General features: G+C 44.6%; 11 protein-coding genes. 6 read left to right on the forward strand and 5 right to left on the reverse strand.

The window, feature by feature from the left end; translation table 11 throughout:
* Positions 1 to 103: 103 nt before the first annotated feature.
* From SPB21_RS08140 to SPB21_RS08150, 3 genes are all read right to left on the reverse strand, one after another.
* Entirely contained in the window at positions 104 to 742 is a 639-nt protein-coding gene (locus tag SPB21_RS08140; RefSeq protein WP_499866267.1) for a histidine phosphatase family protein, read from the reverse strand.
* A complete protein-coding gene (locus tag SPB21_RS08145; RefSeq protein ID WP_499866268.1) occupies positions 733 to 3276 on the reverse strand; it encodes a glycogen/starch/alpha-glucan phosphorylase in 2544 nt (847 codons plus the stop codon). Before SPB21_RS08145 ends, SPB21_RS08140 begins: the two co-directional genes overlap by 10 nt.
* Positions 3277 to 3819: 543 nt before the next feature.
* A complete protein-coding gene (locus SPB21_RS08150; RefSeq protein WP_163661696.1) occupies positions 3820 to 4896 on the reverse strand; it encodes an AI-2E family transporter in 1077 nt (358 codons plus the stop codon).
* 105 nt (positions 4897 to 5001) lie between these two features.
* Here SPB21_RS08150 and SPB21_RS08155 point away from each other — a divergent pair, with 105 nt between their 5' ends.
* The 3 genes from SPB21_RS08155 to SPB21_RS08165 all read left to right on the forward strand — a co-directional run bounded on the left by SPB21_RS08155 (position 5002) and on the right by SPB21_RS08165 (position 7680).
* Positions 5002 to 5610 (forward strand): MarC family protein, encoded by a 609-nt coding sequence (locus SPB21_RS08155; protein ID WP_163660411.1) that lies wholly within the window; start codon positions 5002 to 5004, stop codon positions 5608 to 5610.
* 200 nt (positions 5611 to 5810) lie between these two features.
* Entirely contained in the window at positions 5811 to 6938 is a 1128-nt protein-coding gene (locus SPB21_RS08160; RefSeq protein WP_499866269.1) for a LuxR C-terminal-related transcriptional regulator, read from the forward strand.
* 331 nt (positions 6939 to 7269) lie between these two features.
* On the forward strand, positions 7270 to 7680 hold the full coding sequence (locus SPB21_RS08165) for a hypothetical protein (RefSeq protein ID WP_163660407.1): 411 nt from the start codon (positions 7270 to 7272) through the stop codon (positions 7678 to 7680).
* A 131-nt stretch (positions 7681 to 7811) separates the two neighbouring features.
* Here the strand turns inward: SPB21_RS08165 and SPB21_RS08170 are convergent, their stop codons facing one another.
* Positions 7812 to 8237, reverse strand: a complete 426-nt coding sequence (locus SPB21_RS08170; protein ID WP_499058950.1) for an SRPBCC family protein — start codon at positions 8235 to 8237, stop codon at positions 7812 to 7814.
* Between the two features lie 48 nt (positions 8238 to 8285).
* Here SPB21_RS08170 and SPB21_RS08175 point away from each other — a divergent pair, with 48 nt between their 5' ends.
* The 3 genes from SPB21_RS08175 (at position 8286) to SPB21_RS08185 (ending at position 11274) form a co-directional block, all read left to right on the forward strand.
* Positions 8286 to 9092 carry an AraC family transcriptional regulator gene (locus tag SPB21_RS08175; protein ID WP_499866270.1) on the forward strand — a complete coding sequence of 269 codons (807 nt, stop codon included), beginning with the start codon at positions 8286 to 8288 and terminating at the stop codon, positions 9090 to 9092.
* Positions 9093 to 9170: 78 nt separating this feature from the next.
* Positions 9171 to 10373, forward strand: a complete 1203-nt coding sequence (locus SPB21_RS08180) for a M28 family peptidase (protein ID WP_499866271.1) — start codon at positions 9171 to 9173, stop codon at positions 10371 to 10373.
* A 139-nt stretch (positions 10374 to 10512) separates the two neighbouring features.
* The gene (locus SPB21_RS08185; RefSeq protein WP_499866272.1) at positions 10513 to 11274 is read left to right on the forward strand and encodes an alpha/beta fold hydrolase; all 762 of its coding nucleotides are present in this window, start codon (positions 10513 to 10515) and stop codon (positions 11272 to 11274) included.
* Between the two features lie 234 nt (positions 11275 to 11508).
* Here the strand turns inward: SPB21_RS08185 and SPB21_RS08190 are convergent, their stop codons facing one another.
* Positions 11509 to 12693 (reverse strand): pyridoxal phosphate-dependent aminotransferase, encoded by a 1185-nt coding sequence (locus tag SPB21_RS08190; protein ID WP_250564699.1) that lies wholly within the window; start codon positions 12691 to 12693, stop codon positions 11509 to 11511.
* Positions 12694 to 12722 lie beyond the last annotated feature (29 nt).

The following is a 12722-nucleotide window of genomic DNA, read 5'->3' on the forward strand; positions in this document are numbered from 1 at the left end:
ATGCCTGTTTTTTGTTGGAGAACAGGTAGGGACGCCATTGTGCTATCGAGTTAACAACAGCCAATGGCATAGCTGCATGTGTTCCAGATATGAACGATCGTAATCATGTGCCCGCCCGCTCCCGCAATGCTTTAGGCAAATGATTACGATCGCCCAAACGCTGGAGCATGGGGCCATAGCGACCAAAGGTAATGACGCTGATAGAGGCAACGGGCATTTCGATGCGATCGCGATATCGCCCCAGATCAATCCCCAATAGACTACAAATAATAATCCGAATGGTCGCCTTGTGAGACACCACTAGTACATTGCCCGTTTCGTAGGTCTCCTTAATCTCCGCAATCACAGTATTCGCCCGGCTCGCAATCTGGAGAGATGTCTCTCCCCCCGTGGGTGGATTCCAAGCCGGTTCAGTCATCCAGCGATTGTAGTCTGGGCCGTATAGCTGCTTAACCTCATCCTGGCTGCGATCTTCCCAAGCCCCATACTGCAACTCCTTAAGACCCTCCCGCAGCTGCGGCGTCATCCCCAGGGCCTCACACAGGGGTTTGGCCGTCGCCATGGTGCGCTTCATCGGACTGGTAAATACTGCTGTCCAGTCCATGGCTCCATATGCATCTGCAAATGCCTGGGCCATCTCCATCCCCGCTGGCGTTAGCTCTGGGTTAAGGGCACCACAATAGCCACCAGTCTGGCTGTGGGTTGTTTCACCATGGCGGAGCAAATAAATGCTTAAACCCATGATTGGTCTACCCGTAACCCAGCATCCGCTTGCACGTAATCCTTGAGGGTTAACGGCACCGGCTGCACCTGCCAGATAGTCTCCCCATAGTCACGAATGGACCGATCTGAGGAGAACTTACCCATACGGGCCGTATTCAGGATAGACATGTGAGTCCAGCGGTCAGTCTCAGCGTAGGCCTGGCTGACTTGGTCCTGGCAATCAACATAGGCTTGATAATCAGCACATAGAAGATAAGGATCTTGATACAGCAGATTATCAACTAGGGGCATAAACAAGTTTTGGTCGCCTCTAGAAAATACGCCAGAAGAAAGCTGGTGAATGATTTTTTGAAGGTTGGGGCTGCGATCGCAATATTCATTCGGTCTATAACCTTGGGCCTTCAGCGCCATCACCTCTTCCACCGTCAGACCAAACAAAAAGAAATTCTCTTCGCCAACCTCTTCACGGATCTCCACATTGGCCCCATCTAACGTACCAATGGTCAAAGCTCCATTCATCGAGAACTTCATATTACCTGTTCCAGATGCCTCTTTGCCCGCTGTAGAAATCTGTTCTGAGAGATCGGCAGCAGGATACACAGGCTGACTATTGGTGACATTGTAGTCAGGTAAAAACACTACCTTTAGACGACCCGCCACATCAGCATCGTGGTTGACCACCTCGCCCACAGAGGTAATCAACTTAATCATGAGCTTGGCCAAAAAGTAGCCCGGTGCCGCCTTGCCGCCAAAGATAAAGGTGCGGGGAACAATCTCTTGAGCCGGATTCTCCTTAATCCGGTTGTAGAGCGTAATAATGTGCAGCACATTCAAATGTTGCCGCTTATATTCGTGAATCCGTTTGACTTGAATGTCAAACATTGACGTAGGGTCCACCTCAATGCCGGTCAAGTTGAGAATGCGCTGGGCCAATTGTTGTTTATTGGCCAACTTCACCTGTTGCCAGGCGGCACAAAACTCAGAATCATTGACATACGTTTCTAGCTGCCTCAGCTCACCTAACTGTCGCACCCAGCTATGGCCAATTTTGCTGGTGATCAGGTCAGCCAACTGGGGATTACTCAACACCATCCAACGGCGCGGCGTCACCCCGTTGGTGACGTTGGTGATTTTAGTGGGCCATAGCTCATGAAACTCTCTGAGTACGGTGCTTTTCACTAACTCACTGTGCAGTGCTGCCACCCCGTTAATGGCATAGCTACCCACTGACGCCAGGTTCGCCATCCGCACGTAGCGTTCTCCCGACTCATCAATTAAAGATAGAGCAGCTATTCTACCTACATCATTGGGAAATTGTTGTCGGACCTGCTCTAAAAACCGTTGATTAATCTCATAGATAATTTCTAAATGTCGGGGCAACAACCGACCAAACAATGACAATGACCATTTTTCCAACGCTTCTGGCAACAGCGTATGGTTGGTATAGGCAAAGGTCCTTTGGGTCACATACCATGCGGTATTCCAAGGCATGGCGTGTTCATCCACCAGTAAACGCATCAGTTCGGCAACGCCCACCGCCGGATGGGTATCATTCAACTGAGCTGCAAACTTCTCATGGAAGGTTTCTAAACGATTGCCTTCTGCTAAGTGGATACGAATCATATCCTGCAGTGAACAGGACACAAAGAAATACTGCTGCTGTAGTCTCAGCTCCTTACCCTGAACCTGTTCATCGTTGGGGTAAAGTACCTTGGTCAGGTTTTCCGCCGCCGTCTTATCATCGACCGCACCATAGTAATCCCCCTGGTTGAAGCGTTGAAAATCAAACGATTCACTGGCTTCTGCTTTCCATAACCGCAGGGTATTGGCTGTGTTGACGTGGTAGCCCAAAATCGGTGTGTCGTAGGGAATGCCTTTGAGGGTATAGTTTGGCAACCAGCGCACGCACTGTTCCCCCTGGTCGTTGGCATAAAACTCAGTATGTCCGCCAAATTTTACCTCAACAGCGATATCGGCCTGTAAAATCTCCCATGGATTGCCGTACTGTAGCCATTTATCGGTAATTTCCACCTGCCAGCCATCGCGGATCTCCTGGTCAAAAATGCCAAACTCATAGCGAATACCATAGCCAATGGCAGGAATTTCCAAACTGGCCAAGGACTCCATATAACAAGCGGCTAACCGTCCGAGACCACCGTTACCTAAACCGGGTTCTTCCTCCTGCGCAATTAACTCATCTAGATCCAGACCTGACTCTGTCAACGCCCTTTGGATAGGCTCATAGATATCGAGATTGACCAAATTGTTACCCAGGTGAGGGCCAAGCAAAAACTCTGCTGAAAGATAGCAAACGATGCGGACATCTTGTTTGTCGTAGGCTTCGCGGGTTGCCAGCCATCGCTGTAGCAACCGATCTCGCACCGTATAGGCCAGGGCCATGTAGTAATCATTTTTTGTCGCGGTCCCTGGATACTTACCCTGGACGTAAAACAAGTTATCGGCCAGGGCACGCCGCAGCGTTTCTATGCTCAGCCCGGTGCGGTCGTCTTCTACGTCTACAGTAGGGCAAGCTGCAAGATTCTCAACTTTCATCAGTGTTTTACTCCCAGAACATACTTAGCGATATGATTATTCACCTGGCGAGGATGACTAGCCTGGAAACAGTATCGCTTTATGACGGGCTCACTTTGTGACGGGTTCACTTTGTTTTTATTATTTAAAGGAAACGGATTACAGACAATAAGGCTTCTGTACCATCTAATTTTAGCTAGATTACAATAAACTGTATAAATTCATCTGAGAACCGATGAAAACAATCAGAAAACAAAGGCATACACGGGCTCAAAATAGTGTTTTTAGTAGAGGTCTAGTATTTTGTGGCCCACTGTAAATAACTGTTTCATGACTAGGCCCAGGTCTTTACTATCGAGCATCTGAGCCAGGGAATAATGCAAATTGTTAACTTGATCAGTCCCATAAACATCTCTTAATTTAGAGAATTTATCGTAGTGGTTTGTTGATTAACGATTAAAATTCCTGCGGCTATGTTACCGGGGGATCTCTCTAGGAGAATATCACCTCAAAAGCTTTTCTAGTCGTGACTTTGCCAACACTCTGATTGGTGTTAAAACAAGCTCAAGTTTTTGTTACTGCACTGTGGCTTAACAGCTGAGTGTCAGGATTATCTGTACTGCGCAGCATATCCCCAATTCGCTTAACAAAGCTAGCTGTGGGTACGGCCAATAACAATCCCAAGAATCCAGCCACTTTTGCGCCTATTAGTACTGTAATTAGCACGACAGCTGGATTCACCCCCGTCATCCCACCAATTAAACGAGGGGCCACTACATTCTCATTGATCTGGCCCAAAATAATAGCGGCTACTAGCACCTTGAGCCCTAGCCATAGGCTTTGACAAGCAAGTAGCCCACTGACCAATAAAATGGTAATGGTGCCACCAAAGGGAATGACACTGGCAAGGCCGATAACTACGCCAAATAACAAACCGAAGGGAATCTGTAATAGTGTGAATGCCACCGATAACACTGCCCCTAGCAATAACGCAATAATCGATTGACCCGCAAAATAGTTTTGGAGGCTAGGTTGAAGGGCTGCCTGGATGCGATCGCGCCACACCATGGGCAACCAGCTAATCAAACCGCGCCATAGGTCAGGGCCAAAAATCACTAGCAAAATGCACAAAATTAGCGTAATCAGCAGATTGACGGTGCTGCTAATGGTCTCAACCGTCAGACTTATCAGCTGACTGGTTAAGGACTTTAATGCCGTTGACGTTTGTTGGATCAGTTGAGTCGAGAGATCGCTCAAATCCACCGGCAAGTTTTGCATGATGCTCTGATCATCAAGGAATTGAATCTGCTCTTCGATTTTGTTGAGCCAAACCGGCAGACGATTGGCAAATTCAACCAGCTGTTGAAAAATCAGAGGACCTAAAATCAAGCTAATGACACTGACTGCAACCAGTGCCGATATCAGCACCAACGTAATTGCCCAGCCCCTGCCCAGCCCCTTTTTTTCTAAAAAGACGATGGGAAACTCTAGCAAAAAGGCCAGTAGGCTCGCCAGAATCACGATGCTGGTAATGGGCTGAAAATATTGAAAGAGCAGAACTATCAGCCAACCATCTAGAAAAATGAGGGGTAAAATGAGTCCAAACTTGAGCCATCCTGGTAGTTTTTGCTCTAGCAACATATGGGGCACAATAGCTGGAGGTTACAATTAGTCATCATAGCGAACAGCTAATAAACCCTGAAGTAGTGTAGATATCTCACAGGTCTATAGTAACGATAGATTTCTATGCTTCAACATTTTCTTCAGGATGCGGTAACACTATTTGTTGTCATTGACCCGATTGGTCTAGTACCTATTTTTATTGCCATCACGCAAAGGGAGCCCCAGGTTAGCCGCAGACGTATTGCATTGCTTGGGGTAGGCATTTCAACGTTAATTTTGTTAGCGTTCCTTGTCGTTGGCCAATCTCTGTTAGCGGCTTTGGATATCAGCCTGCCAGCCTTCCGAACAGCCGGGGGCATTCTGTTATTAATTGTTGGCCTCCAGATGGTCCTACAGGATTCAGGCGGTCATTCAGCCTCCACGGATCCTGCGTCATCCATTGACCTGGCTGTATTTCCATTGGCAACGCCTCTGATTGCAGGGCCAGGGGGCATTATGTCAGTGGTGTTGTTGACTGACAATACAAAATTTGGCTTTATAGACCAGACAGTGACAGCATTGGCATTGCTGAGTGTACTGTTCATTACCTTTATCGCGTTGCTATGTGCAGACTTGATTCAAAAAGGTCTGGGACGAACGGGCGTTAATGTGGTTACTCGCATTTTAGGGCTATTACTGGCCGCCTTGGCCATGGAAACGATCTTGGCAGGTGTGAAAGGATACTTTGGATAACTGTCATAGCCTGGGATTTTGCTCAGCTGTTTGCTTAGCTGGTGGTGCGATCGCATCCTAGTGAGTTGGCCAATAATGGGCTCCAACCTCCATTAGCTTCACCTACACTTGAAAAGAAGTTGCTTTAAACATTTTGCTTGATCGGTGGCTAATATTACCGCCATCACCCTCAATTTCAGCTATATTCAACCCTATTCGGTATGATATCTGCCACAGTGCCCAATCTTACATCCCATGCCTTGGATGTTTCACGGCTTTTGTTCGATCTAAAGCGGTGTGGAGATTTAGTCGGCAAATTTACCGGCTGGTTGACCCCCGATGAGATTGCCGTCTGCGTTACCAATGGGCTGATTGAGCAATTTGGCTGTGCATTTACGCGCATTTGGCTGGTGGAACCCGATCGCCGTACTCTGCGACTAGTGTCCTCATCTGGTCTCTACACTCGTTTAGACGGTGACTTTGCTCGGGTACCCATGGGGGCCTTTAAGGTTGGCAAAATTGCCCAGCACTGCATTCCTTTTTTAAGCAACTGTCTGCCCGATGAAGACTGGGTTAAAGATCGAGAATGGGCCATTGCTAACAATATTCAGGGCTTTGCCGGATTGCCCCTGATGGCAGGTGACCAGGCCATTGGTGTACTCGCGGTTTTCAGTCATCGTCCCATGGCACCTGAGTTTTTAGAGGTCCTACAGATCCTCAGTTTGTCTGTGGCTGGTGCCCTGGCCAGTGCCGTTAACCATCAGGCCTTGTTAAAAACACCGGATGCCGCTCACCTATCGGAGCAGTTAGCCGCTCTGCTTGGGGGCAACCGGCTAAGTCTGTTGGGTACGGAACAACCCTTGGCGTTGCCGATCACCCAGCTATTGCTCCAGATGGCAAATCGGTTGGTCAAGTTGTCTTGTCAATATTGTCGTTTGGTTTACGATACAGATACTGTTGTCCTAGAGGCCATGTTGGCGACCACCCCTGCGCAGCCCCTCAATGAGACAACTCTGATCGAGGTTTTCCAGGATATTTTAGCCACAGGACAAACCCTGGGCGGTGAGTCTCAAATCCAGACAGGGACTGATGTGGCCCAGGTGCGATTGCGGTTACCGCAACAGTTGAGTTCATCCCAGGTGACTACAGCCGCTTCGCCCCTCTCCGAGCGGGAACAAGAGGTGATGCGATTGCTAGCCCAGGGTCATCGCGATCGCGACATTGCAGAACAGCTTTACATCAGTGAGAGAACGGTCAAGTTCCACGCCAAGAACATGCTAGAAAAACTAGGCGTTCGCACCCGCATTCAGGCTGTGTTTGAAGCTACGAAGAATGGTTGGTTGAGCTAACCTGGGTATCTTTTATTCCTGGGACAAAGGTCCTTTATTGTCGCCATTTCTACCCTATGGCTAGCTATGTTTTGGGATTATGTTTTTTGCTCACCATGACTATGGGACTTTGAGGATGCTGAATGTAACAACCAATAAATTTACTACAGATATAAAAGATAGCGTCGGCACTTTATTAAGTAATTAATTGATTAGTTCATATGTACCCTAGTGTGATACATTAGTACTTACATTTTCTAGTCCCTATGCCTCATTAAGTTCCCAAGGGATCGGTCATTAGCGCTTAGACATCCCTGGTTTCCATTTGCATTTCTCACATAAGGAGTGAGCTATGACGTTAGCAAAACCTACATCTAGCCCTGCTAGTTTTGATATTTCTGTCGCTGATGCCACAGAGCAGCCTCGTATTGCCCTCGAAAGCAAGCTGAGTAATCTAGCTACCCAAGCCACGGACAGTACTCTTAATCTATGGGTTCAGTATCAGCCGCTGGTCCTTGAGAAAACGCAGGCCGTTTGGCAGCTGCTACGCAATACTCAGCCTATTCAATTGCTTCTAGCCGCAGCCCTAGCCGTACTCACCATTGCTTTGGTCACGTTGACGACTACGTTCAGTGGATTGATTATTTTCGGTCTTAAAATCACTGCTCTGGTTTTGTCCACTGTTGCCGTTGGGCAATGGGTTGTTCGTGGTTTGAGTTGGGCTGATGAAAAACTACCATCAGCCGTAGACACGAATAAATAGGTGTTTAGCTGAGCTAGTGTTGATCAAAAGGCGGTGCTTCTAACTGGGTTAGAAGCACCGTTATGGCGTGAGTTAGCCCACGTAACACAAAATTTAATACCTGTAAAAAGACTTTGATGATGCAATCTGCATTATTTATAGTTTTCTGCTTTATCTTTTAGATTTAAGGCAAACTGCTCAAAATATGGCGTCAGGTCTGGAATTGAGCGAGTTATTAACGGTGACATCAAACCGCTAAATTTTTCTTCCATATAAAACTCCATAGGGCCATGACTATCACCCGACAAGAGAAATGTACGAGCACCGACAAACAGCCCTAGGGGCATGCCGCCGCGCCAAATCATTTTCTTACCAGGTTCAAATTCTATAACCTTGACAGGAAATACCTGGTCAGGGTTACTTTTTGAGTAGACTTTGAGCTGTTCTCCTAGGGCAATATTACCTTCAATTTTGCCTACGGTCTCGTTCCAGTCAGGGTATTTTGAGCTATCAGTGAGTATGGCCCAGATGGTATCTGCACTGGCATTGATCGTTTTGGTGACGCTATAGGTTTTCATTATCCCTCCTTGTGAAGGCTTACAATATCACTGTTAGAACAAGAGCAGGTGACAGTATTGTTAATATATAAAACTTACAAACCAAATAGCTACTTGTCGAGCCTGGTTAAACTCTATTGGCAGTTTGAAGTCAATTCAGACTTGAAAACAGTTTATACGGAAAGAGTAATTCCTTCTGGAGAATTGCAACTCATATTTCACTACAGAACCCCATTTAAAGAAATTAGCAAACATAGTCAAAGCCTCATCCAGCCACAATGCTTGATTTGTGGACAGCAAACAGAATACAAGGATGTCATGACAGCACCTGGTTCTGTGGGAATGTTGGCTGTTGTGTTTTATCCTTGTGCCTTTAGAGCTTTTTTCCCAAATCCGGTTAATGAATTTACTAATCAAAGTATTGCTTTAGACAATATCCTCCCAGTGGAAATAAAAGCATTGCAAGAACGTATTATTGAAGCCAATGGGGTTTATGCACGTATTCTGCTAATTGAAAATTTTTTACTTAGCAGACTGTCTATACCCAATGATTTCTCTCTCGCTCAGGAAGCCGTCAACATTATTGTTGGTGAAAATGGGCAAATTGCTGTCAATGAAGTAGCAAGCAAACTAGATATTAGTAAACGACAATTAGAAAGAACATTTTTAAGAAATGTCGGAATATCGCCCAAAAAATTTGGTCGTATTGTCAGATTGAATACCTCTATCAAGCACTTCGAAAGAGCTACATCCCTGACGACACTTACATATGAAGCCGGATATTTTGATCCATCCCATTTAATCCGTGATTTCAGAGAATTTACTGGGTTATCTCCCAAAGCGTTTTTTAGACATCCTTGTCAAATACCACAATAGATGTCGCATTCTTACAATTCTTTTTAGCAAGCTTGAGATACATTGCAAATATACCATTAACCAACAGAGGGGAATGTTATGCAAAACAAAAACGTATTACTCAAGCAAATTAAACACCACATCAACGAATTATCTGTAAATATAGGTGAAAGACCCACCGGCTCCGCTGCAAATCACCGAGCAGAAGATTATATTAAGCAAGTCTTTACTCGAAACAAGTTTAAGGTCACATTACAGAAATTTGACTGCCTCGACTGGGAGAAAAACGAAACAACCTTAAACATCGGGGATATTAAAGCTGATGTTGAGCCTTCACCCTATTCATTACCTTGTAACGTTCAAGCTGGTATTGAGGTGGTCAACAACATGTTTCAGCTTGAGCAGGCTGACTTGGCAGGTAAAATCGCTGTTTTATGCGGCGAACTAACCCAAGAACCATTGATGCCAAAGAATTTTAAATTTTATAATCCCGAGCATCATCAACGAATCATTAGCTTACTAGAAGAAAAAGCTCCTGAAGCGATCCTGACAACCAGCTTAAATGACAAACACCTGCTTCCTGTCTTTGAAGATGGTGATTTTGATATTCCATCGGTTGTATTTTCTAAAAATGATATAGATAGGCTTGTAAACAGCAATTTGCCGATTCATTTGAAAGTTAACAGTAAACGAAAAAAGACAACCGGTGCGAATGTTATTGCCAGAAAAGGTGAGACAGGTCTAAATAAAATTGTTATCACAGCTCATTTTGATACCAAGTCAGGAACACCAGGCGCACTTGATAATGCCGTGGGGGTTACCGTTTTGCTTACTCTGTCTGAGATGTTAAAAGAGACCACACTGGCAGGTGTTGGGATTGAACTAGTCGCATTTAATGGAGAAGATTACTTCTCTACACCGGGACAAATCGCCTATCTCGACACATACAATAGTGAATTTAATCAGATAAAGCTTGCCATCAACTGTGATGGGTTAGGACTAAAAGATAATAAAACTGGAATATCTTTAATGGAATGTTCCGAGAAACATGCTGAACAAATCGAATCAATCTATCACTCATTTAAAAGTATTCAAGAAATACCCCCTTGGTATCAAGGCGACCATATGCTGTTTGCCTCTGCCAAAGTGCCGACCATTGCCATCACATCTACCGGGATATTTGAGTTGATAGATACGGTTATTCATACCCAGCTCGATACACCAAGCTTAATAGACCCGGAACTGATTCTTGATGTGTGCCTTTTTTTGCAAGAGATTATCAACTTAGAAGGGAAGGAATAAATCTCAACTGCGAGCTGAAAACATGAAACAGTTTTTGGCTCGCAACTATATTGATCAAACTAAGCATTAGTGATTTTGGATATAGATTCTGATGTTCTATCACTGCTCGGGAAACACTATAAGAATTGGCAACACCACAATGGAGTACGTAACATTTGGGCGTGGCGATACTCCGCTGATTATTCTTCCTGGTCTTAGCGATGGGCTACAAACGGTGAAAGGCAATGCCGTTACGTTAGCCCTTTACTATCGACTGTTTGCACAAGACCTTAGAGTCTATGTGTTTAGCCGCAAACAAGACATGGAAGAAGGATATTCCATCAAGGATATGGCGAACAATCTAGATAAGGCCATGGGTATATTGGGGATTGGGCAGGCTTTTATCTTTGGGGTCTCTCAAGGTGGCATGATTGCTCAGCGTTTAGCTATTGATTTTTCAGACAAGGTTTCTAAACTTGTTATAGGCGTATCTGTTGCCAGACAAAATCAAACCATTCAGACTGCTATTGGCAATTGGATAACAATGGCAGAGCATGGTGATTATAGACACCTCATTATCGATACAATGGAAAAAACCTTTACTGAAAACCGGCTCAAAAGGTATAAACCCTTTTATCCAATACTTACAAGAGTAAGCAAGCCAAAGTCTTTTGATAGGTTCCTAAAGCAGGCACATGCCTGTATCAAGCATGATACTTACAGCGAACTACCTTCTATTCAATGCCCTACTTTAGTAATTGGGGGTGATTCAGATAACGTTGTAGGTCTTAACTCCTCTGAAGAAATGGCAGAGCAAATTCGCGATAGCAAATTGATTATCTATAAAGGACTTGGCCACGGAGCGTATGAAGAGGCTAGAGATTTTAACCATCAGGTAAAGTCTTTTTTGCTTCACGGATAAATGAGACAAATCTACCTCTTGGGGGAGTCTTCAAACGGATTTCACGGCCCCTTCGAGTTCCCTTTCTGGAAGTAGTCATGTTATCCCAATTAGGTACACTGAAGTTTCCCATGGACCGAGCCCCGGAACGCTGCTCTAAAACCCACCATATTAGGGTATCCCTAATTACATAGATGGGGTTATAGCGTATATCCTGACTGGTTTTTGCAAAACAGGTAGATCATGAAACTCCAATCATGAAGCTAATTCTTTAATGCCCTTTACCAGTCTATCCACGCCTAAAGATGCATTGTCTAGAGTGAGGCTACCATAGGAAATTCTAACATAACAACCCTGATGCATACCGAATGCCTGCCCTGGGATGACAGCTACTTTATAAGTCTCTACTAACTGTTTAGCCAAATCTAAATCTGATAGATCCGAATTGACTTTTATGAAAAAGTAAAATGCTCCGTTGGGCACAACAATTTGACAATTTTCAGGTAGAGCCTTCAGTTTTTGGAGAATACTCTCTCGAACTTTTGAAATTGCTGATAAATGAGTAAAAAGATACGCTTTATCAGTTTTTAATGCGCCTAGGGCTGCATATTGTGAAATGACTGGAGGACAAATTAAGTTAGTGTCTTGTATTTTTAGAATTGATGGTAATAACTTTTTAGGAATAACCATATACCCAATGCGCCAACTAGCAAATCCATAGGTTTTGGAAAGGCTAAAGAGGGAAATGGTGTGGGGCATACTATTCGGAAAGGAAGCAGGCGACGTATGTTTTACTTTGCCGTAAGTAAAATATTCATAGGCTTCATCACTAATGTGATAGATGCCTGCATCCTGGCAGATCTGATTAATTTCTCTCAGAATAGACGCATCATAAACGACGCCGGTAGGATTGTTAGGAGAAATTGTAACGATGGCCTTTGTTTTAGATGTGATTGCTTGGCGTAATTTATCTATTTGTGGATGATAGTTGTCATCAGTCTGGACAGGTATAGGATGACAATTGATCATGCCAATTGCCATCTCATGATTAAAGTAATAAGGAGTGTTTAAGATGATTTCGTCTCCAGCATGGGTAATGGCTAATATGGCATTTAAGAATCCCATATTGCTACCAGCACAAACGACAACACAATTATCATGGCCGATATCAATTTGGTTGTCTCGTTGTAATTTCCCTTGGATGCCACTTAATAGTTTGGGAATGCCAATTGTTGCTTGATATTTATGCTCTTGGGGGTGGGCTAGAAAATCTTGAATTGCTTCGATGGAACTATTTGGTGGTGTATATGAAACAACTCCTTGATCTAAAGGAATGGTGCCAGGATTGTTTTTGATCAGTTCTTTGATAAGCGGGATTATCGGAGTCTGTATACTTTGCATTCGAGAGTATACGGTACTAGTCGTTGCAGCCATTTTCATTGAATATTACTTCGCGTATTCCTGATCTC

The organism is Leptothoe sp. ISB3NOV94-8A, from assembly GCF_043421595.1.
GTDB lineage: Bacteria > Cyanobacteriota > Cyanobacteriia > Phormidesmidales > Phormidesmidaceae > Leptothoe > Leptothoe turfae.